This window comes from Paludisphaera sp. (assembly GCF_037189885.1).
Classification (GTDB): Bacteria; Planctomycetota; Planctomycetia; order Isosphaerales; family Isosphaeraceae; genus Paludisphaera.
In genome coordinates this window covers 1-21270 of sequence record NZ_JBBCIR010000039.1, presented here as the reverse complement: position 1 = coordinate 21270, position 21270 = coordinate 1, and the positions used below count along the sequence as shown (strand labels likewise).

19 protein-coding genes, 1 tRNA gene and 1 pseudogene are annotated in these 21270 nt (G+C 69.6%); 11 read left to right on the top strand and 10 right to left on the bottom strand.

Annotated elements, in window-relative coordinates; translation table 11 throughout:
• The first annotated feature begins 138 nt into the window (after window positions 1-138).
• Entirely contained in the window at window positions 139-1230 is a 1092-nt protein-coding gene (locus tag WG209_RS13015) for a glycoside hydrolase family 18 protein (protein ID WP_337175482.1), read from the top strand.
• Between the two features lie 214 nt (window positions 1231-1444).
• The gene (lpxA, locus tag WG209_RS13010; RefSeq protein WP_337175481.1) at window positions 1445-2269 is read left to right on the top strand and encodes an acyl-ACP--UDP-N-acetylglucosamine O-acyltransferase; all 825 of its coding nucleotides are present in this window, start codon (window positions 1445-1447) and stop codon (window positions 2267-2269) included.
• 13 nt (window positions 2270-2282) lie between these two features.
• On the opposite strand, the gene WG209_RS13005 is transcribed toward lpxA, so the two are convergent.
• The gene (locus WG209_RS13005) at window positions 2283-2558 is read right to left on the bottom strand and encodes a hypothetical protein (protein ID WP_337175480.1); all 276 of its coding nucleotides are present in this window, start codon (window positions 2556-2558) and stop codon (window positions 2283-2285) included.
• Window positions 2559-2775: 217 nt separating this feature from the next.
• On the opposite strand from WG209_RS13005, the gene WG209_RS13000 reads away from it, so the two are divergent.
• From WG209_RS13000 to WG209_RS12975, 6 genes are all read left to right on the top strand, one after another.
• Window positions 2776-3348, top strand: coding sequence for a hypothetical protein (locus WG209_RS13000; protein ID WP_337175479.1), 573 nt, complete (start codon window positions 2776-2778; stop codon window positions 3346-3348).
• A 79-nt stretch (window positions 3349-3427) separates the two neighbouring features.
• A complete protein-coding gene (locus WG209_RS12995; protein WP_337175478.1) occupies window positions 3428-3931 on the top strand; it encodes a hypothetical protein in 504 nt (167 codons plus the stop codon).
• Between the two features lie 11 nt (window positions 3932-3942).
• Window positions 3943-5004, top strand: a complete 1062-nt coding sequence (locus tag WG209_RS12990) for a hypothetical protein (protein ID WP_337175477.1) — start codon at window positions 3943-3945, stop codon at window positions 5002-5004.
• A gap of 17 nt (window positions 5005-5021) precedes the next feature.
• A complete protein-coding gene (ribD, locus tag WG209_RS12985; protein WP_337175476.1) occupies window positions 5022-6167 on the top strand; it encodes a bifunctional diaminohydroxyphosphoribosylaminopyrimidine deaminase/5-amino-6-(5-phosphoribosylamino)uracil reductase RibD in 1146 nt (381 codons plus the stop codon).
• Between the two features lie 85 nt (window positions 6168-6252).
• The gene (locus WG209_RS12980) at window positions 6253-6933 is read left to right on the top strand and encodes a redox-sensing transcriptional repressor Rex (protein ID WP_337175475.1); all 681 of its coding nucleotides are present in this window, start codon (window positions 6253-6255) and stop codon (window positions 6931-6933) included.
• A gap of 46 nt (window positions 6934-6979) precedes the next feature.
• Window positions 6980-7050 (top strand) — tRNA-Gln (locus tag WG209_RS12975).
• A 42-nt stretch (window positions 7051-7092) separates the two neighbouring features.
• Here WG209_RS12975 and WG209_RS12970 read toward each other — a convergent pair.
• The 8 genes and pseudogenes from WG209_RS12970 to WG209_RS12935 form a co-directional block, all read right to left on the bottom strand.
• Window positions 7093-8610, bottom strand: a pseudogene (locus WG209_RS12970) (response regulator); the annotation flags it as partial.
• 32 nt (window positions 8611-8642) lie between these two features.
• The gene (locus WG209_RS12965) at window positions 8643-9221 is read right to left on the bottom strand and encodes a chemotaxis protein CheB (protein WP_337175474.1); all 579 of its coding nucleotides are present in this window, start codon (window positions 9219-9221) and stop codon (window positions 8643-8645) included.
• Entirely contained in the window at window positions 9218-10045 is an 828-nt protein-coding gene (locus tag WG209_RS12960; protein WP_337175473.1) for a CheR family methyltransferase, read from the bottom strand. Before WG209_RS12960 ends, WG209_RS12965 begins: the two co-directional genes overlap by 4 nt.
• Window positions 10046-10093: 48 nt before the next feature.
• Window positions 10094-11278 (bottom strand): M24 family metallopeptidase, encoded by a 1185-nt coding sequence (locus WG209_RS12955; RefSeq protein WP_337175472.1) that lies wholly within the window; start codon window positions 11276-11278, stop codon window positions 10094-10096.
• A gap of 120 nt (window positions 11279-11398) precedes the next feature.
• Entirely contained in the window at window positions 11399-12259 is an 861-nt protein-coding gene (locus tag WG209_RS12950; protein ID WP_337175471.1) for a hypothetical protein, read from the bottom strand.
• Window positions 12260-12628: 369 nt separating this feature from the next.
• Window positions 12629-13216, bottom strand: coding sequence for a PEP-CTERM sorting domain-containing protein (locus WG209_RS12945; RefSeq protein ID WP_337175470.1), 588 nt, complete (start codon window positions 13214-13216; stop codon window positions 12629-12631).
• Between the two features lie 608 nt (window positions 13217-13824).
• Window positions 13825-15255, bottom strand: coding sequence for an adenylosuccinate lyase (gene purB, locus WG209_RS12940; protein WP_337175469.1), 1431 nt, complete (start codon window positions 15253-15255; stop codon window positions 13825-13827).
• A 45-nt stretch (window positions 15256-15300) separates the two neighbouring features.
• Window positions 15301-16530, bottom strand: a complete 1230-nt coding sequence (locus WG209_RS12935) for a Glu/Leu/Phe/Val dehydrogenase dimerization domain-containing protein (RefSeq protein WP_337175468.1) — start codon at window positions 16528-16530, stop codon at window positions 15301-15303.
• Between the two features lie 146 nt (window positions 16531-16676).
• On the opposite strand from WG209_RS12935, the gene WG209_RS12930 reads away from it, so the two are divergent.
• The 3 genes from WG209_RS12930 to WG209_RS12920 all read left to right on the top strand — a co-directional run bounded on the left by WG209_RS12930 (window position 16677) and on the right by WG209_RS12920 (window position 19096).
• Window positions 16677-17456: a creatininase family protein gene (locus WG209_RS12930; protein ID WP_337175467.1), complete on the top strand. Its 780-nt coding sequence runs from the start codon at window positions 16677-16679 to the stop codon at window positions 17454-17456.
• 35 nt (window positions 17457-17491) lie between these two features.
• On the top strand, window positions 17492-18457 hold the full coding sequence (locus WG209_RS12925; RefSeq protein WP_337175466.1) for an SCO family protein: 966 nt from the start codon (window positions 17492-17494) through the stop codon (window positions 18455-18457).
• 234 nt (window positions 18458-18691) lie between these two features.
• Window positions 18692-19096 (top strand): metalloregulator ArsR/SmtB family transcription factor, encoded by a 405-nt coding sequence (locus tag WG209_RS12920; protein WP_337175465.1) that lies wholly within the window; start codon window positions 18692-18694, stop codon window positions 19094-19096.
• 76 nt (window positions 19097-19172) lie between these two features.
• On the opposite strand, the gene WG209_RS12915 is transcribed toward WG209_RS12920, so the two are convergent.
• On the bottom strand, window positions 19173-20795 hold the full coding sequence (locus tag WG209_RS12915) for a TolC family protein (protein ID WP_337175464.1): 1623 nt from the start codon (window positions 20793-20795) through the stop codon (window positions 19173-19175).
• Window positions 20796-21270 lie beyond the last annotated feature (475 nt).

Genomic DNA, 21270 nt, shown 5'->3' with positions numbered 1-21270 from the left:
GGGCATCGCCGCCCGGATTCCCCGGATCGCGAGGCCGACCCTTGCATCCTCGCGCGGCGAGCCCGATCATCGGACGCCGGCGAACGTCGCCGCGTCTCCTCGCGCTCCCACGTCCGCGATGATCGGAGGCCGTCCTCGATGCCCCGAACGACCCGCGCGTCCTCGATAGCCCTGGCCCTCGTACTGGGCTCGACCGCCTCGACCCTCGCCGAGGAAGTCCCGAAGCCCCGGGAGTTCGTCGGCTACCTGTTCGGCTCGCCGAAGGCCGTGAACTACGGGCTCTACACTCACGTCTGCCACGCCTTCGTCACCGCGGGGCCCGACGGCCGGCTCAACCGCGATCGGGGCGTCCCCAGTCGCGAAGTGACCGCCGACGCCCATAAGGCGGGCGCGAAGGTGCTCCTCTCCCTCGGCGGCTGGGGGTGGGACGCTCAGTTCCGCGCCATGGTCGCCGACCCGGAGGCCGTGGCACGCTACGTCGCGGCCGTCCTCAAGATGGTCGATGAATATGACTACGACGGCGTCGACCTGGACTGGGAATACCCCGATTCCGACGCCGAGATCCCCGGCTTTGAACGCCTGACGCGGACGTTCCGCGCTCGGCTGGACGAGATGGGGAAGGCGAAGGGGCGGCCGATGCTCGTGACGATGGCCGCGTCGTCGAACCATGAGACCCTGGATCACCTAAACACGGCGTTCCTGCTGGAGACCATGGACTGGATCAACGTCATGACCTATGACTACGCCGGGCCCTGGTCGGCGCGAGCGGGGCACAACTCGCCGCTGTTCGACTCGTCCAAGGACGGCCCGAACGCGCGGTCCAGCGAGCGGACCATCCGCTACCTGCTGGATGAGCGGAAGATCCCGGCCGACCGCCTGGCGCTCGGGCTGGCGCTTTACGGCCGCGGGTTCCCGGTCTCCGAGCCCTACGCGTCGGTCCCGGAGGGATCGGAGCCGATCAGCCTGGGCTTCAAGGGGGTCGGCGGGCTGCTCGACGAGGGCTGGACCCGCGTCTGGGACGACGAGACCAAGGTCCCCTGGCTGTTCTCGCCGGATCGGACGAAGGTCGTCGGCTACGACGACGCCGAGTCGATCCGGATCAAGACCGAGTGGGCGATGTCCAGGGGCCTACGCGGGGTCTTCTTCTGGCAAGTCGACGGCGATCGCCTCCCCGACGGCTCCAACCCGCTCCAGCGGGCCGCGCGCGAGGCCTGGTCCGCCGGTCGTTGATCGGCGGGTGCCGGTGCCGGCCAGCGTCCTCTTCGCCCTCGATAATTCCGAGTTCCCGACCCCCGCCTCATCGGGTAGGTTCGCCGGCCGCGCGGGAAAGGAGTTGGCCGGGCCGTCCCCTTTGTCTCAAGCCGTAAATCCGGATCGTCCGATCTAAGCGGTCGGACGGGCCGCGCGGCTTGATGCTGGGACGCCGAGGGTGAGGAGGGTAAGCATGGCGCTGATCTTTTCGGAAACCGTGCATGCGACTGCCATCATCGACCCCGAAGCCGTCCTCGCCCCGGACGTCCAGGTAGGCCCATACGCGATCATCGAGGGCCCCGTCCGGGTCGGCCCCGGTTGCGTCATCGAGGCCCATGCCTGCCTCTGCGGGCCGCTGACCATGGGCCGCGACAACCTCGTGAGCCACGGTGCCGTCCTGGGCAAGAGCCCCCAGCACCGCGGCTATCGCGACGAGCCCACCGGGGTGCGCATCGGGGACGACAACGTCTTCCGCGAGTTCGTCACCGTCCACCGCGGGACCGTGCAGGGGGCCGGCGAAACCGTCATCGGCCACCGCAACCTGTTCATGTGCAACACCCACCTGGGCCACGACGCCCGCGTCGGCGACAACTGCACGATCGTCAACAACGCGCTCATCGCCGGCCACGTCGAGCTGGGAGACGGCTGCATCCTCTCGGGGAACACGGCCATCCAGCAGCGGGTGCGGGTGGGACGGCTGGCGATGCTGGGAGGGATGGGGGCCTCATCCAAGGACATCCCGCCGTTCATCCTCCAGCAAGGCTACAACTGCGTGACGGGGCTCAACCTGGTCGGCATGCGTCGCGCCGGGTTCTCGAACCACGCCGTCAACGGCCTCCGGCAAGCGTTCCGCATCCTCTACCGCGAGGGGCGGCCGATCTCCGCGGCGCTCGACCGGATCGCGGGGGACTTCGGCGGCATCCCCGAGGTCGACGAGTTCGTCGAGTTCATCCGCGCGTCGCGCATCGGGATCAACCCGGCGCGGTCGAGCGATCGCGAGAACTATGAGGTCGCCTGAGTCGGCCGGCCGTTCAGTCGCCGCCCTCTTCGATGCGGCGACGGACGCGGTCGTATTCCTGATCGTCCAGTTCCCCGTCTAGCCTGGCCTGTCGGAACGCCTCCAGCAGGTCATCCTTGGTCGCGGGGTCGAGGTCCTCGGTGGCCTCCTCCCACGACCGATAGGCCAGGATCGCGCCCCAGATCATCGCGGCGACCAGCGCGGCCAGCCCGACGTAGTAATACTGGGGCATCTCGAACCGCTCCGCGAGCGGCCCGAGTCCTCCGGTGATCGTCACCCCTCCCCACATGGCCCGCCCCCTCCCGCCGCTCGGCCCCGACCATAGCCCGCCCCTTCGCCGCTTGCCCGGCGGGGCGCGACGATTATACTAGAAGGAGGGCCGAGCGGGGACGTCCCCGCCCCTCGCGATCGATTCGAGTGCGGTCGAGCCCCGCCCGGGGCCGATGAGGGTCCTCCAGGGAGAGGATTTTCCACCGGTCGCCAGGTCTAGGAACAGGGGGAGTCTCATGATCCGCCGCGCGTTCGCGCTTCTGTTGCTGGCATTCGGCGCGATCCCCGCCTCGGCGTCCGCCCAGGGGACGGGGCTCGCCGACATCGCGGCCGACCCGTTCTCCTTCTACTACGCCTTCTATCTGCCCAACCAGCAGATCCAGGCCATGCGGCCCCGTCCACAGGACGCGATCAACATGGCCGCCCAGGAGCGGCAGTACTACGCGAACATGAACAAGCCGCGTCTGTACGACCCGATCTCGCCGTACACCGCCGAGCCGTTCGATCCCCTGAAGCCCTACAACCGCCAGCAGGGCCGAGAACGCGCCGCGAATCCGTACCGCTTCACGCTCGATCCCTCGAACTCCACGGGGACCGGACCCGCCGCCTACTACGGCCGCGCGTCCCAGTATTTCCCTGACCTGCGACCGGGACGCGGCCCGAACGCGAACGTCTTCACCGGGGCTCGCCGCATGGGCGGCCGCCGTGGGGGCGGCATGGGCATGGGCGGCATGGGCGGCGGCATGGGCATGGGCGGAATGGGTGGCATGGGTGGAATGGGCGGCATGGGGATGGGCATGCCGGGCTGACCGGGCCCGGTTCCAGGGGCGGTTCCCGTAGCGCCCGCGCTCGCCTGTACCCCTCGCCAAGGCAACCAGGGAAAACCGAATGTCCGCGGGCCCCGACCACCAACGACTCCGACCCGAGGACCGGGCCAACCTCGTCGCCTATGTCGACGGCGAACTCGCCGAGGAAGAGGCCCGCGCGCTCACCACCAAAATCACGCACAGCGCCACCGCCCGCCGCGAGGTCGACCTGCTGAAGAAGACGTGGGACGCGCTCGACAAGCTCCCCCGGCCCCACGTCTCCGATCAGTTCCACGATCGGACGCTCAGCTACATCCGATCGATCGAGTCGCGCAAGCAGGCTCGCCTGGCACCGTTGGCCGCCGCGTTCGGCGGGGCGGGGAGGCTTGCCGCCTGTCTCGTCGTCGCGGGGGCCGCCGGCGCGGGGGGCTACCTCGCCGCCTGGGGACTCTGGCCCGACGCCGACCGGAGGCTCGCCCGGGAACTGTCCCTCGCCGAGCATTTGGACGAGTACCAGGAGGTCGGGAATTTCGACCTGCTGGAGGCCCTGAAGCGATCCCCGGAGTTCGGCGAGAGCCGTCGTTGAGGTCCACCGTCATGAGCCGCCCCCCCGGGGACACGGACACCTCGACGTGGGCGCGGGCCATCGCCCTGGCGATCGGCCTCGCCGCCGTGGCGATCGCCGGCGCGGCGACGCTTGAAGGCCAGCGGGCGCGGCTCGCCATGAAGACCGCCGCCGAGCGCGAGCAGCTCCACGACGCCCTCCGGCGGTTTGACCTCCGATTGACGGTCGCCGAGCAAGAGGCGGCACGAGATCTCGACGCCCGCCTCAACGCCATGCCGGACGACGAGCGCGACGGATACCTGGCGGTCCTCCGCCGTTACCACAACTGGCTCCATCAGTTGCCGGAACGCCTGCGCGACGGCGTGCTCGCCGAGCCGCCGGACCGTCGCCTGAAACGCATCCAGGAATTGGCCATCAAGTACCCCCCGCCGGACTGGCGGCCGACCTCGTCGATGGACTTCATCCAGATTGGCGGCACGGGAACCTTCGAACTGGCCGCGCTCTGCAAGACGTGGCTCGCGCTCTCGCCCGCCGACCGCCGGGCCGTCGACGCCCTGGAAGCGGGCAAGCGCAAGGAAGATTTGGCCCGTCGGGGTCGCGACCTGAAGATCCCTCGCGCCCTCCGCCCCGCCGACTACGACGAAGCCCGGTGGATGGAGGAAGCCGAGGCCCGCGTCCGGGATCTCCGGGCGACCGCGGCGGGGCCGCGCGACTGGCTCTCCCGGATCGAGGCGAAGTTCGAGCAGGCAGGGGAAGACGCGCCCGAGGCCCCCCCTCGCGTTCGGCCGTTCCTCCGCCGCCTCGCCGAGAACCTGTACGTCGAGGAGCACGAGCTCGACCATCCCGTCGCCCCGACGAGGCTGGAACAGTTCTTCGCCGCGATGCCCCCATGGATCCGATCGACGTTCGCGGCGTTCCCGGCCGACGAGGCCCGTCGCCGCCTGGGCGTCGTGTATCGCCTCGTCCACCCGCATCCCGAGGAGTTCCGGCCGTCGGCGGCCGAGAAAGCCCCCCCCGCCGCGGCCCCCAAGGCGACCAGGCCGGCCGTCGCCCCGCCGACGCCTCCCGGTCCCGGGCCCGCGACCCCCTTCTGACGCGCGGAGCCGCTAACGTGGACGATCTCGACTCGCGCTGGATGAGGATGGCCCTCGACGAGGCCGAGAAGGGCCGAGGGTCCGTCGAGCCGAACCCGATGGTCGGCGCGGCGGTCGCGCGGGACGGCCGGCTCGTCGCCCTGGGCCATCACGAGCGGTTCGGCGGCCCGCACGCCGAGGTCGTCGCGCTGGCGGCGGCGGGCGACGAGGCTCGCGGGGCGACGCTCTACGTCACGCTCGAACCGTGCAGCCACCACGGCAAGACTCCGCCCTGCGTCGACGCCGTACTCCGCGCCGGCGTCGCGCGAGTCGTCGCCGCGCATCGCGACCCGTTCCCCAAGGTCGCCGGGGGGGGCTTCGCCCGGCTCCGCGACGCCGGGGTCGCGGTGACGGTCGGCGTGCTGGGAGCCGAGGCCGTCGCCCTCAACGCGCCCTACCTCAAGCGGGTCTCCACCGGAAGGCCCTACGTGCTGGCGAAATGGGCGATGACGCTCGACGGCAAGACAGCGGTCGCCGGCGGTGACAGCCGTTGGATCTCATCCTCGGAGTCGCGGGCCCTGGTCCACGAGGTCCGCGGCCGGATGGACGCGATCGTGGTGGGCGTCGGCACCGCGATGGCCGACGACCCCCTCCTGACTGCCCGCCCGCCGGGGCCCAGGTCGCCCACGCGGGTTGTCCTGGACGCCGGAGCCCGGCTCCCGCTGGTCTCGCAGCTGGTCCGCACCGCCGGCGAACACCCGACGATCGTGGTCGTGGGCGCCGCCGCTCCGGCCGATGCGGTGGGGCGGTTGGAGAGGGCCGGCTGCGAGGTCTGGTCATTCCCCGGCGAACCTCGATCGCGCATCGTCGCCATGCTGGAAGAATTGGGGCGACGCGGCACCACGAACGTCCTGGTCGAGGGGGGCGGGGTCGTCCTCGGCTCTTTTTTCGACGCCGGCGAGGTCGACGAGGTCGACGTGTACATCGCGCCGATCATCGAGGGGGGCGACCACCCTCGGACACCCGTGCGCGGCGAGGGGTCGGTCCTGATGGAGCGGGCCGCCAGGCTCCAGGGAGTCCGTCGGACGCTTGTCGGCGAGCGCGACGTCCGATTGCAAGGGGAAGTCCCGTCGGCCTGGCGGGGCGGGCTTCGTTCGTTGATCGAAGGGGCCGACCCGACTTGACCTGGGGCGTCGACCGGCTCTAGAATCCCGGGTGAAGGCGGCATGGATTTTGCCGCGCCGGCTCTCTCTCCTGGAGGCGGACCTCGTGGACTCCTCAAGACGCGGGCGTCCCAACGCCAAGCCGGCACCGAAGGCCGTGGTGGGGCGGGTCAGCCTGTATCTCCGCCAGCTCGAATCGCTGCAACGTCGCGGGGTGTCCAGGACGTCCAGCGACCAGCTCGGCGAGCCGTTCGGCATCAAGAACGCCCAGGTCCGGAAGGACCTGGCGTGCTTCGGCCAATTTGGCCGGCCGGGGATCGGCTACGACGTCGACGACTTGATCGAGGTGCTGCGGCGGATCCTCGGGGTCGATCGCGATTGGCCGCTGATCCTGGTCGGCCTGGGCAACCTGGGCCAGGCGCTGCTGAGATACCGAGGGTTCCAGTCCCGACGGTTCCACGTCGTGGCGATCTTCGACAACGACCCGCGGAAGGTCGGCCACACGTATCATGGCGTCGTCGTGGAGCCGCTGGAGTCGCTGAGGAAGAGCGTGGCGGCGCACAAGACGAACCTGGCGCTGCTCTGTGTCCCGGCGGAGGCGGCGCAGAAGGTGGCGGACCAGATGGTCGCGGCGGGGATTCGCGGGATCCTGAACTTCGCCCCCGTCCCCATCTCCACCCCGCCGCACGTCAGCGTGACGGCCGTCGACCTGAGCATCCAGCTCGAGAACCTCGCCTACAAGGTGCAAGGGTCGATCGATGTCGACGGCGTCTCGTGCGCGGGCTGACTCGCCTTCCCGGCGGGCCCGGGCTCGGTTAGAATGCCGAGACGATTACCCGGTGGTGAAACGGTATCACAACAGGTTTTGGTCCTGTTTTTCCTGGTTCGAATCCAGGCCGGGTAGCTCTCCCCATCCTTTGGTCCGGGCCTCCGCCAACTTCGCGAGGAGTTGGTCGAGGTCGACGGGCTTGGTCATGTGGTCATCGAAGCCCGCCTCGCGGGCGCGGGCCCGATCTTTCTCCAGGCCGTAGCCGGTGACGGCGATCAGTCGCAAGTCGCGGCGAGGGCGACCCTCGCGTAGCGCGCGCGCGACCTCGAAACCGCTCATCCCCGGGAGTCCGATGTCGAGCAGCACGACGTCGGGCCGGGTCTTTCGCGCCGCGGCGACGGCGGCGTGGCCGTCGGCGGCGATCTCCACCTCGTAGCCGTTGAGCTGGAGCAGGCGAGAGAGGCCCCATGCGCTGTCGGGATCATCCTCGACCAGGAGGATCCGGAGCCGGTCGCGTTCGCGGCGGGCGTCCGAAGCCTCTGTCTCCCCGGCTTCCGTCGGAGGCACGCCGCCCGCCAGCGGCAAGTAGACCGTGAACGTGCTGCCATGGCCGAGCCCCTCGCTCTGGGCTTCGATCTGGCCGCCGTGGAGCTCGACGAGCGAGCGGACCAGCGTCAGGCCGATCCCCAGCCCTCCCTCCGATCGCGCGAGCGAGTGGTCCCCCTGGTTGAAGAGGTCGAACATTTTCGGGAGCTGATCGGGCGCGATGCCGATCCCCTGGTCTCTCACGGAGATGGCCAGGCGATCCCCCTCCACCCGGCAGACGAGCCGGATTTTCGAGGCGTCCCCGGAGTACTTCGCCGCGTTGTTCAGCAGGTTGACCACGACCTGCTCCAACCGCGTGGGGTCGACGTCGACGCGGGCCGAGCCGTGGCGCTGGTCCACGGTCAGCTCGTGGCGGCGTCCCTCGATGAGCGACGACACCGACGCGACGGCGCGTTCCAGGATCGGGCCGGGGTCGACCACCTGCTTCTGGATCCGGATCTTGCCGTGGGTGACCCGCGAGACGTCCAGGAGGTCGTCGACCAGCCGCGAGAACGTCTTCATCTGGTTCTCGACGACCTGCTTCGCCCAGTCCTGGAGCTCCGGGCGATCGCTCCGTTTCCAGACCTGGACGGCGTTCGAGGCGGCGGACAGCGGGTTCCGCAGCTCGTGGGCGAGCATCGCCAGGAACTCGTCCTTCAGGCGGTCGGTTTCCTTGAGCGCGGCGGCGTGCCGACGGGTCTCCTCCAGGAGCCGGGCGTTCTCGGCGATGGCGGCCTTCAGCTCGTCGCGCTGGCGCGCCAGCTCGAAGAAGACGTCGACCTTGCCCCGGAGGACGTCCGGCTCCAGGGGCTTGTTCAGGAAGTCGACCGCGCCGGCCTCGTAGCCGCGGAACCGTCGCTTCTGGTCGGCCCCGCCGGCGGTGAGGAAGATGATCGGCACGCGACGCGTGCGCTCCACACCCCGCATGAGCTGCGCCAGCTCGAAGCCGTCCATGCCGGGCATCTGGACGTCCACCAGCGCCAGGGAGACATCGTGCTCCAGCAGGAGTTCCAGGGCCTCGGGGCCGGAGCCGGCTCGCAGCAGGACCAGGCCGTCGCGGCGCAGGAGGGCCTCCAGGGCCACGAGGTTCTCCTCGCGGTCGTCGACCATCAGGAAGTAGACGGGGGCGTGAGTCACGTCGGTCATCGGGAGGCCACCAAGCCACGAAGATATTGTGCGATCTCCTCCAGGGTCAGCGACGCGGCGTCCGGGCAGGACGCCAGCGCGGCCCGGGGCATCGCCGAGGCCAGGGCGGTGTCCGGCCTCTGCACCAGGCCGATCCCCCCGGCGTCGCGGATCGCCCGCAGTCCGCGGGCGCCGTCGCTGTTGGCGCCGGTCAGGACGACCCCCACCAGCCCGGGACCGTACGCCTCGGCCGCCGTCTCGAACATCACGTCGATCGAGGGGCGAGAGAAGAGGACGGGCTCCTCCCCGGAGAGTGACAGGCGGAGGTCGGGCTCGATCAGCAAGTGATAATCCGGCGGCGCCAGGTAGATCGTCCCGGGCTCGATCGGCTCCTTGTCCTCGGCCTCGCGGACCGGAAGGCGGCAGGCGTCGCGGAGCAGTTGCGCCATGAGGCTTTCGTGATGCGCCGGGAGGTGGACCACCACGAAGATGGGCGTCGGGAAGTCGCCGGGGAGGCCGGGGAGCACGGCCGACAGCGCCTCCAGCGCCCCGGCGGACGCCCCCATGGCGATCGCCCTGGCCCTGGGAGACGTCATGCGTCGCCTCGCTTCCGATAGAGCCGCTCGGCGCGATCGAACTCCTCGAACGCCCCGGCGTGCCGCGAGAAGCGGAGGCTCTCCCGCGACCCCAGCCCGAGGAAACCCTTGAGCGACAGCGAATCCTTGAAAAGCCCGATCGCGCGGTCCTGCAGCGGCTGGTCGAAGTAGATCAGCACGTTGCGGCAGGAGACGAGCTGGACCTCCGCGAAGACCTGATCCGCCGCCAGGCTGTGATCCGAGAACACCGCCCGACGCCGCAGGCTCTTGTCGAACACCGCCCCGCCGTAAGCCGCGGTGTAGTAATCCGACAGCGACGACTTACCCCCGGACCGACGATGGTTCTCGGTGAACAGCGGGATCCGGTCCAACTCGTACACCCCCGCCTCGGCGCGGCCGAGCGCCTCCGGGTTGATGTCGGTCCCGTAAATCATCGTCCGATCCTCCAGCCCCTCCTCCCGGAAGAGGATCGCCAACGAGTAGACCTCCTCGCCGGCGCTGCAACCCGCGACCCACACCTTCAGCGAAGGATACGTCCGCAGGTACGGCACGACCTTCTCGCGGATCGCCAGGAAGTAGGCGGGATCGCGGAACAGCTCGCTCACCTGCACCGTCAGGAACGAAAACAACTCCGGGAACGCGGTCCGGTCGTGGAGGATGCGGTCCTGGAGTTGGGAGAACGTGGCGCATCCCATCCGCTCGCGCGCCTGCCTCAGCCGCCGCTTGAGCGAGGCCATGGAATAGCCGCGGAAGTCGTAATGATACCTCCGAAAGACCGCTTCCAACAGCAACCGAAATTCGACGTCCTCGACGGCGTCGGCCACTTCCACCCCTCCTGCCTCGGCTAGGCTCGACTCGCGGACGGGCGGGGATCACGCCAGGATTATTCGGACCACGGATTCCTGCAAGCCGCCGGTGACGTGGACCGTCCCGGCCGCGTCGACGAACACGTCGACCTCCGAGCGTACCCCATATTCCTCGAAGTAGACGCCCGGCTCGATCGAGAAGCAGGTCCGAGGGAGCACCAGGCGCTCGTCGTGGGTCTCCAGATTGTCCATGTTCGCGCCGTTGCCATGGACCTCCTGGCCGATGTTGTGGCCCGTCCGGTGGGTGAACCGCGATTCGAGCCCCGCGCGACGGATGACGTCTCGGGCCGCGTCGTCCACCTCGTAGCCCCGCAACGCGACGCCGGCCGCGAAACGCTCCCGGACCAAGGCGATCGCCGCGTCCCGGGCCCCGGCGACGAGACGGAAGGTCGTTTCGTACTGCTCGGGCACGGCGTGGCCGACGAAGCCCACCCGAGTCAGGTCGCTGTAGACCGAACGCGGACGCTTCAGCTTCCCCCAGAGGTCGATCAGCACGAAGTCACCCTCGCGGATCTCGCCGTCGCCCCCCGCGCCTGGCTCGTAGTGCGGGTCGCCGCTGTGCGGGCCGACCGAGACGTTGGGGGGGCTGTAAGTCGTCAGATCCCCCTTCTCGAAATGATCCAGGATGACGGACTGGACTTCCGTCTCGCGGACCGAGCCGCCGTCGCGCGCGCGATCGGCGATGAACCGCCACGCGACGTCGAAGGCCGACGTCGTGACTCGATCGGCGGCGCGGTGCATGGCCCACTGCTCGTCGTCCCAGGCCGACTCGTAGAGCTGGATCAGATCCCCCGAGGAGGCCACCTCGACCCCCAGGCCGCGAACGAACTCGACGGTGCCGGCGTCGACGCGCGAGATGTAGGGATTGGAGAGCCCTGGCGCGTATTCCATGGCCACCCGCTTCGACCCGCCCACGAGCGCGGCGACACCTTCTTGCAACTCGGGCCAGGAACGGTAGATGGTCCGCCCGCCGGGCAGATGCTCCAACGCCTGGGGTTCGATCGCGTGGACGAGCTTCCGCGGCTCGCCTTCGGCGGGGATCATGTAGAAGTAGCGCCGGGAACCGGGGGGCTTCTCGTCGAGCCCGAGTAGCCGGCGGGCGGGGACGTTCAGGCCGCGGAAATCGTAGAGGAGCCAGCCGTCGAACCCGAACTCGCGCAGGCTACGCTGGATGGAGGACGGGTCGAACATCGGGGGCTCCTGCATCGGTCGGACGCGACAAACGGAGAGCGGGCCCGACCGGCCGACCCCCCACCGCGATCGTAACCGACCCACGGACCGATCGCCAGACGAGCCGGCGGGCCCGCGCGCTCACGGAACGGGACGTTGACGCCCGCGGAGGACCGGGACGGCCGCGAGGGCCGCCAACGCGAGCAAGTACGACGATGGCTCGGGGATGACCCCCGGGGACGCGGCTGGCAGGCCGGTCCTGATGTCCCAGGCGCCGCCGCCGAAGGTCGCCACGTCCGGGTCGTTCGCGAAGATGGAGGCCAGCGCGATCGCGTCGGGGGGGACTTGCTCGATCGCGCGGAGGTCGATCGCCATCGACCCGTCGTCGCGTCTCGTGGCGTCGAAGCCCCATGCGAAAGTGGCGAGTTGGTAAATGGCGCGGGTCACGCCATCCTCGGGCTGATTGAAGATCTGGCCGGGATCGCGCGGGGCCTCGACGGCCACCAGGGACAGGACCCAGGTGCCTCGGAACTCATCCGGTCCCAGCTCTCGCGAGGGATTGTCGGCGAACTGAAGCACGGGAGGGGTCCCGGTCATGCCCTCGCCGTCGGCGTAGAACGGGGTGTGTGACCGGGCAAGGATCTCGTTGTCCGGGTCGCGAGAACGGTCCACGAAGACACCCGGCTCCTGGCCCTCGGGCCTCGCCTGCCAGGAGTACGCGGGGAGGGTCGTGCTTACCGTCTGGAGCCAGCGATATTGATAGCCGTCAGGGAGGGCGTAATCCGGCGAGGGGGTGAACCGCCCCCCGATCGCGATCCCGAATGTCGTGTTGCCGAGGACCGCGTCATACAGGTCGATATCGAAGACGCCAAGCGTCGTCTGCTCGACGGTGACGGGGCTGGAGAAGACCAGGTCACCGTATGCCGAAGCCGACGCCGCTCCCGTCGCGAGCAGGGCGGACGCGGCCAGAATCTTCCCGAGGCCGGTAGGTATGAACCGCATTGTGAAGACCCTGGGGGATCGGGCTGAGGCCAATGACGAAGCCGGCTTCATGGGCACGAGGCCGAGGTCGCAAGCTTCCGGCCGTGATTCGAAGGGAGCATCGGGACGCGCTGTGGTCGCGGAAGCTTCACGTGGCCCTTCCATGGTTCAGCTTTGAATGGCAATAGACAAGGCGTGGCCAGTTCAAATTAACTCAATGGCCGATCGTAGCGATTCGTGGCCTGGATGACAAGCAGGGAGGGCGGGTCCGGCCTGGTGCCCGGGCGGTCGTGGTCGGAGGAGACGCCGCGCCCTAAAAAAACAGAAGCGTCCGGCGCAACGAGTGCCGGACGCTCTCGGATTAACAGGTCAGGCGGACGTTCGGGCGATTCACTTGACGAGGCGCCTCCGCAGGCCGAAGAGGCCGGCGGCGGCCAGGCCGATGCCGGCGAGGGCGACCGAGGTCGGCTCGGGCACGAGGGCCGGGGTGACCAGCGAGATGTTGGCCGTGATCGGCCCGGCGATCGAGCCGTTCATGGCCTGGACGAAGCCGATGATCAGCGTCGCGGTGTTGGAATCGCCGCCCAGCGTCACGATGCCGTTCAGCGTGAAGTTGCGGTAGCGCGTCCCTTCGGCCGCCGTGCTCGAGTTCTCCTCGACCAGCGTGCCGCCGGTGAAGGTGAAGGCGTCGGTCCCGTTGCTGCCGTTCAGCGTGAAGCCGGGGAAGTTGGACGTGTCGAAGGACGTGGCGTTGATGCCCTCGACGCCGGCCAGCGAGCCGCTGCTCGAGCCGAAGAGGCCCAGGGCGAAATTGCCGGTGAGCACGTTGGCCGTCAGCAGGTTGTTCCCGGCTTCGGGATTCGTGACGACGCTGCCGAAGCCGCCCAGGCCGCCCGGGGGCAGGTCGGCGGCCTTGGTGGCGGACGTGGCGAGGGCCATCACGGCGGCCGCCAGAACGATGCGATTCAGCTTGAGCATGGGGTTTCTCCTGAGTGGTCGAGCCCCGGTGATTGGCCGGAACCTGAACGAAGCGACCTGTCCTTCCGAACGAGGTCCGTAACCTAACGAATCGCGACGCTGGTAGTCAAGAGAGAACTCGGCGGGGCTCTCGGTTTTCCGTTCGCCTCCCATGTCCTTTTCGCGAAACACGCCGGCGATCAGCCGATCGATCTCGTTCGCCAACGCTCCCCCGGCGCGGTGAATGGCCGCAACATAAAGCCGTGCAACGGCCGTGGAGACGGCCGACTACATCGGGCCTCGCCGTGCCCGGGGCAGCCAGCGCCCGGGTCCATGCCGTCCAGCGTCGCGGCCACGCGACAGCGACGTTCGTTAGGTGAAACGCCGGGCGAATCGTTCGCCTGCGTTAACTTGGCGGCGCGTGACGGGCGCGTGAGCCCTCATCCGCCGCGGCTTGAATGCTGGCAAGGGCATGGCCCGCTCGATATGGCGGGCAACTCGGACCGAGAATGGTTAGATCAGGCCGATTTGCCAGGCGTACCCGAGATCAGGGGTGCATGGGCACGTGCCCCGGGAGGCCGCCACGATCGGCGGCCTCCCGGCGGGATGGACGGAGGGGGGAAGGGGAGTCAGACGCGCACCTCGGCGTCCTCGGCGGCGAGGCCGGCGTATCGGCGGCGGATGGGATCGACCTCTTCGGCGAGGAATTCCTCCACCTGGGCGGCCGAGCGACCGGTGAACCTGGATGGATCCATCACGGCGTCGAAGTCGAGCTTCGGGAACGTCGGGTCCGATTTGAGGCGGTCGATGAGGTCGTTGGCGTCGCCCCCGGCCTTCAGCCCGTCGGCGGCGGCCATCGAGTGGACGCGGATTCGCTCGTGCAGCTCCTGGCGATCACCGCCGGCCTGCACCGCGGCCATCAGCAGGTTCTCGGTCGCCATGAACGGCAACTGCTCGGCGACGCGCCGGGCGATGACGGGGGGGTGGACGACCATCCCTGGGACCACGTTGTTGTAGAGCGTCAGGACCGCGTCGATCCCTAGGAACGCCTGCGGGAGGATCAACCGGCGGATCGCGCTGTCGTCCAGGGTCCGCTCCAGCCATTGGGTCGCGGCGGTGTCGGCGATCCCGGGGACCTGGCTCATGACGTACCGGGCGAGCGAGCACATCCGCTCGGCGCGCATCGGGTTGCGCTTGTACGCCATCGCCGAGGAGCCGATCTGCTCGGTCTCGAACGGCTCCTCGACCTCGCGTTCGTGGGCCAGGAGGCGGAGGTCCATGCCGAAGCGGTGGGCCGACTCGGCGATCGACGCCAGGCTCGCGACGGTCAGCGAGTCGACCTTGCGCGAGTAGGTCTGGCCGGCGACGGCGTAGGTCTTCTCGAAGCCGAACGCCGCGGCGACGCGCGCGTCCAGCTCGCGGACCCGCGCGTGGTCCCCGTTGAACAGGGCGAGGAAGCTGGCCTGGGTGCCGGTGGTCCCCTTCACGCCCAGGAAGCGGAGGTCGGCCAGCCGCCGCTCCACCTCGCCGAGGTCGAGGATCAGCTCGTAGCACCAGAGTGTCGCCCGCTTGCCGACCGTCACGAGCTGCGCCGGCTGGAAGTGGGTGTAACCCAGGCAGGGCAGATCCTTGTACCGCGCCGCGAAGTCCGACAGGGCCAGGATCGCCCCGACGAGCTTGTCGCGGACCAGGCCGAGCGCCTCGCGGGTCAGGATGAGGTCGGTGTTATCCGTGACGTAGCAGCTCGTGGCGCCCAGGTGGATGATGGCGCGGGCGGCCGGCGCGGCGTCGCCGAAGGCGTGGACGTGGGCCATCACGTCGTGGCGGAATCGGCGTTCGTAGGCCCCGGCCGCGGGGAAGTCGATCGAGTCGACGGCCCCCTTCATCGCCGCGATCTGATCGTCGGAGATGTTGAGCCCCAGGGCCTGTTCGGCCTCGGCCAGCGCCACCCAGAGCTTGCGCCAGGTCGAGAATTTGACCTGGGGGGACCACAGGCGGGCCATCTTGCGGCCGGCGTAGCGTTCGATGAGGGGGTTGTCGTAGGTCTGATAGTCTTTCATGCGTCGGTCGGGTCCGCGAGGCGTGTCGGGATGGGGGGAGGGGGGTCAGATGCCGGCCAGGGCGTGGGCGCGGCCGACGCGGGCGATGGCCCTATAGAAGGCCGCCGTCCGCATGGGGAGCTTCATCCGCTCGGAGATGTCGAAGATGTCGTGGAACGCGTCGACCATCTTCTGCTCCTGTTCGCGGCGGACCTGCTCCAGGGGCCATCGGAAGTTCTGGAGGTTCTGCACCCACTCGAAGTAGCTGACGATCACGCCGCCGGCGTTGGCGAGGATGTCCGGAACGACGGGGATGCCGCGGGCGTTGAAGACATCGTCGGCCTCGGGCCAGGTCGGGCCGTTGGCGCCCTCGACGATCATCCGGGCGCGGACGGCCTCGGCGGTCGCCTTGTCGAAGACCCCCCCGAGCGCCGCGGGGATCAGGACGTCCACGTCCGACAGGAGCACGTCCTCGTTGGAGCAGGGGCGGGCCCCCTCGAAGCCGCCGACCTTGCGGGTGGAGGCGACGTGGGAGGCGAGGGCCTCGACGTCGATGCCGTCGGGATTCTGGATGCCCCCGTGGGCGTCGGCGACGGCGACGATCCTCGCCCCGTCCTTGGCCAGGAACCGGGCCGCGTGGCTCCCGACGTTGCCGAAGCCCTGGACGGCGACGGTCGAGCCGCCGACGGTCCGCTTCGTGCGGCCGAGCATCTCGCGGACGGCGAGGGCCACGCCGAAGCCGGTGGCCGACTCGCGCCCGATCGAGCCATGCAGCTCGACCGGCTTGCCCGTCACGACCGCGGGGTTGAAGCCGGAATACTTGCTATACTCGTTCATGATCCAGGCCATGACCTGGGCGTCGGTCCCCATGTCGGGGGCGGGGATGTCCTTCACCGGGCCGATGACGTCGTGGATCTTCTGGGTGAATCGCCGGGTGAGGCGCTCCAGTTCCCCCTTGGAGAGGATGGTGGGGTCGCAGTTGACGCCCCCCTTGGCGCCGCCGAAGGGGACGTCGACGACGGCCGTCTTCCACGTCATCAGGCTCGCCAGGCCCCGGGCCTCGTCGTCGTCGACGGCGGGGTGGTAGCGGAGGCCCCCCTTGAACGGCCCGCGGGAGTTGTCGTGCTGGACGCGGTACCCCAGGAAGTTGCCCAGCCGGCCCGAGTCCATCTCGATGACCACCTCCACCCGGACCTCGCGATCGGGGGTGATGAGGAGGGTCCGGATGTTGTCGGAGAGGTCGAGCAGCCTGGCGGCCTGGTCGAAATAGTGGTTCGCGGCCTCGAACGCTTGCATCGCGACGCCGATCCCGGGATAACGGAACGGATTGGTCAAGCATGGGGTCGGCCCCGCCGCCCGTCTGATCGTACCGGACCACCCCCCGCGATCGCAAGCCGGCCCCCGCCTCCCGCCGGCGCCGCAACTCGAAAGGTCGTCGCGAGATGAGCCCCTGGAAGCTCGCCGAGGTCACGTATGGACGCGTCAAGGCCGGCCCCCCCTTCGAGGTGGCCGTCCTGCCGCTGGGGGCCACCGAGCCCCACAACCTGCACCTCCCCTACGGCACCGACACGTTCCAGGTCGAGGTCGTCGCCGCGCGGGCCTGCGAGAAGGCCGTCGCCCGGGGGGCCCGGGTGGTCCAGCTCCCGGCGATCCCGTACGGGACCGAGACGAACATGATGGAATTCCCGCTGGCGATGAACCTAAACCCGTCGACGCTCGCCCGGGTGATCGGCGACCTCGTCGCCTCGCTGGACAAGCACGGCGTCCACAAGCTGCTGATCCTCAACGGCCACGGCGGCAATGACCTGAAGTGGATCCTCCGGGAGTTGCACGGCACGACCCCGGTCCACCTGTTCGCCTGCCACTGGTTCCGGGTCGGCCTCGACCGGGGGGCGGAGATCTTCGAGAAGAAGGAGGACCACGCCGGCGAGATGGAGACCAGCATGGGGCTGGCCTTCTTCCCCAACCTGGTCGACCTCCCGGCCGCCGACGAGGGGGCCGTGCGCCCCTCGCGCTTCGAGGCCGTCTCCAAGGGGTGGGTGGAGATCACCCGGCCCTGGCACCTGCTGACGACCAACAGCGGCTCCGGCGACCCCCGCGCCGCCACCGCGGGCAAGGGAGAGGCGTACGCGGAGCTGGTCGCCGGACGCATCGGCGACTTCCTGGTCGAACTGGCCGCCTCCCCGCTCGACGACCATTTCCCCTTCCGCCCCCCCGCCTGATCCGGCGGGCGGGGCCAGCAATCGGAGTCCGTCCCATGACCCGGCGACTCGTTCCCGTCGGCCTCCGGGCCGTCGCGCTCATATTTCCCGCCCTGGCGCTCGCCTGCTCCGGCCGCGAGGAGGAGCCCGCCCCCCCCGCGCCGGCGGCCAGGGCCGAAGCCCCGGTCGAGACCAAAGAGTACCCGCTGGCCGGGGAGGTCCGGGGGGTCGACGCCGAGGAGGCGGAGCTGCGGATCCGCCACGAGGAGATCCCCGGCTTCATGCCCGCCATGACGATGCCCTTCCAGATGCCCGAGGGGACCGACTTCTCCGAGTTCCACCTGGGCGACTACGTCGAGGGGACGCTCCGGGTGCGGTCGAGGGGGGGCGTGACCGAGGGGTATGACCTGGTGGGCCTGGAAGTTGTCAAGCCGGCCATCAAGCCCCTCGTCCTGGAGATGACGCCGGAGGGCCCGAAGCTGGTCGAGCCGTCAAATCGGCTGCGGCCCGGCGACCAGGTGCCCGATTTCACGATGATCCAGCAGGACGTGACGTCGCGGAAGCTGTCCGAGTTGCGGGGGAACGTCGTCGTGCTGACGTTCATCTACACGCGCTGCCCGCTGCCGGAGTTCTGCCCGATGATGGACCGCAAGTTCAACGAGCTTTCGCAGTCGGTCGCGGCGAACCCGGCGCGGGCGGGGAAGGTCCGGCTGGTCTCGCTCTCGTTCGACCCCGACCACGACACGCCGGAGGTCCTGAGCAAGCACGCGGCGATCCGGGGGGCGAAGCCGCCGCTCTGGACCTACGCCACGGCCTCGCACGACGACCTGGCGGCCATCGCCCCGGCGCTCGGGCTGACGTTCGGGCCGAGGAAAAACGAAATCGTTCATAATCTCTGCACGGCCGTGATCGGCCCGGACGGCCGCCTCGCCCGGCTGGACGTGGGGACGAAGGCCAACGCCTGGACGGCCTCGGACATGCTGCGGACGATCTCCGAGGCGCTCGCGTCCGGGGGCGATTGACCCCTCTCGCGCCGCTCTCGCCAACAAATCGACCGAATTGCGCGAGAAACGCGGCGCGAGCCCCATTGACAAGGGATCAACAATCTATAAGATGTCGACAAACCCCCATTTCGAGATACGTTCGCGCAAGAGCGCGGGCTTGCCTCGATCCGCGTCGCCGGCGACGCCCGCCGCCCGGTCGCGCCGCCCGGCCGCCGCGACGCCCGTGTACGTCCAGCCCCGGAGAGATCAGCCATGGCAGTCGCCAAAGCCGGCCCGAAATCGCCCGTTTCGAAGCCGGTCGCGTCCAAGTCGGCCGCGCCCAAGTCGGCCGCGCCCAAGTCCGTCGCCAGCCGGGCCAAGTCGGCCAAGGTCGTCGACCAGCGGCTCCAGCAGGCCAAGCGGGCCTCGATCCTCCTGAAGCACGTCAGCGACCCGACGCGTCTCCAGGTGATCCTGATCCTGTCGGAGGGGGAGCGCCACGTCGGCGCCCTCTGCGAGCAGCTCAGCCAGAGCCAGCCGGCCGTCAGCCATCACCTGGCGCTGCTGCGCCACGGCAACATCATCGCCCCGCGCCGCCAGGGCAAGAACAACTTCTACAGCCTCACCGAGACCGGCTCCGAGCTGGCCCGGGTGGTCAAGAGCCTGATCGCCTCCTGAATCGGCGGCGACCGGGCCATTCCCACCTTCGCGACGCGGGCCGGGCGGCTATCCGCCCGGCCCGTCCGCGTTCACGTCACGGCAGGATCCGCGAGCCCACCACCGTGTTGAGGTTCAGCATGCTCCGCCGGTGCCGGACCGCCGTGTCCAGGTACGCCCTGACGTTCTCGTTGTGGGCGCGCTGGGCCTCCAGGTAGGTCACGACGTTCGCCTCGCTGTTCTGGAACAGGGTGAAGCGGTCGTTCTTCGACTGCTCCGACGCGGGGATGATCTCCGTGCGGATCCGCCGCACGATGTCGCGGGTGACGGCGTATTCGCGCGCCGCCTGCACGACCTCGGTCTGCACCCGACGCTCGATGTTCGCCAGGTCGATCCGCGACTGCTGGATGTTGATCCGGGCCCGCTCGATGTTGCCCTGGTTCCGGTTGTACAGCGGCATCGGGACCGTCAGGCCGAGCGCGAAGGAGTGGGCGCTCTTGGCGTTGAAAGGCGTGTTGTCCTGGAACGTGTACGGCTGGTAGAGGACGTAGGCGTCCTGGTATCGGTTCGCCATCGCCAGCCGCAGGCCGGACTCGGCGGCCTTCACCCCCAGCCGGTACGCGACGACGTCCGGGCGGCACTCCAGCGCCATGCGGACCAGCTCCTGCTCGGGAGGCGGCTCCGGGCCGCGGTCCTCGATCGTGCCGTTGAATTCGATCGCCTCGGCCTGCTCCGGCGGGATGTTCAAGAGCACCCCGAGGGTCCGCTTGGCGCGCCGGAGGTTCTCCTCGGCGTCGGACTGGCCCACCATGGCGATCTCCTGCTGCGACCTGACCTGGCTGACGTCGGCCCGCGAGGTGATGTCGCGCTCGTACAGGAGCTGGGTCGCCCGCGTCAGCCGGTCGAAGCCCTCGACGCTCGCGTTGGCGTAGCGGGCGATCTGCCGTGCCGCCAGGACGTCCACGTACGCCGTGTAGACGTTCTGCATCTCCAGCCGCACCGCGTCCTGGTACTGAGCTTCCACCACCCGGAGCGCCTGCGAGGCGTAGGCCGTCCTCGCCTGCCGCTTGCGCGAGAAGTCGACGGGGTGGGAGATGTTCACGTCATACTGGACCGGACCGCCGGGACGCCGCTCGGAGTAGTTCCCATAGGGGATGAGCTGCGCGTCGGCGAAGAAGATCGGGTTCGCCCGAAGGCTCGCCGTGAGGACGTCGGCGCGGGCCTGGGGGATTTCCAGCGACTTCGACCTCAGCTCGAGGTTCTCCTGGATCATCCGGTCGAGCGCGTCGTCGAGGGTCATGCCGCCCGGCGTGGGCTCGGCCTCGTCGGTCTCCGGCAAGGAGAGCGATCCGTAGAGCCTCGCGGGGGGGACAGGGAGTGGTTCGGGGGCGCCCAGGGCCCGCGTCCGGAGGGTCGGGGCCTCGTCGGGGGTGCTGATCGAGGCGGGGACGCGGGGGACGCCCGTGCCGCCGCCGGCCCCCATCAATGGCTGGTCCTGTCCCGGCTGGATGCCGAACGGCCCCGCGTCCGTCCCCGGAGCCGGGCCCAGATTCGACTCCAACGAACCGGGCGCCGAGCCGCCGAGCGACCTCGGCAACGCCGGCTCCGGCGCGTCCGACATGGTCTGCCCGGACGCCGGTCGCCCCGTCGCCGCGGCCGCTAGCAACGCCGCCGCGACGACGAACCGCCAACCCCTCCTCACGCCGCTTTCGATCTTCACCGGTCCCTCCTTGAACTCTAGCGGTACGCGAGTCGTCCCGGGATGCCCGCGCACCCAGGAGCCTTCGAGCATCCTGCTCCGCCACGATTATCGACCGGCCGGCGAATACCCATTGAACCGATATCCCCCAAATCGCCAAGATTACCGGAATCTTAGGTTGATCCGTCGCCCCGCCATGGGACGCGAGGGAAGGCTTTCCGCGGCGCTCGCGGGGCGGACACTATCACCCGGCGATCCCGGCGGTTACGTTAGGCGGGAACCGGCCTCGGCCGGCGTTCGCGAAGGGGAAGGGGCGGGGGAGGGCCGACGATGAGCCGAGCCGGGCGAGGGTCGTGGACGGGGCGCGACGGGATCGGTCGTCGCGCGTTCTTGCGGGCCGGGGGGATCGGGCTCGGGGCCCTGGGGCTCGGGGGCTCGGGGGCGCTGGCGTCGGCCCCTTCGGCGGCGGGCGCGCGCGCCCCCCCCCACCTCCCCC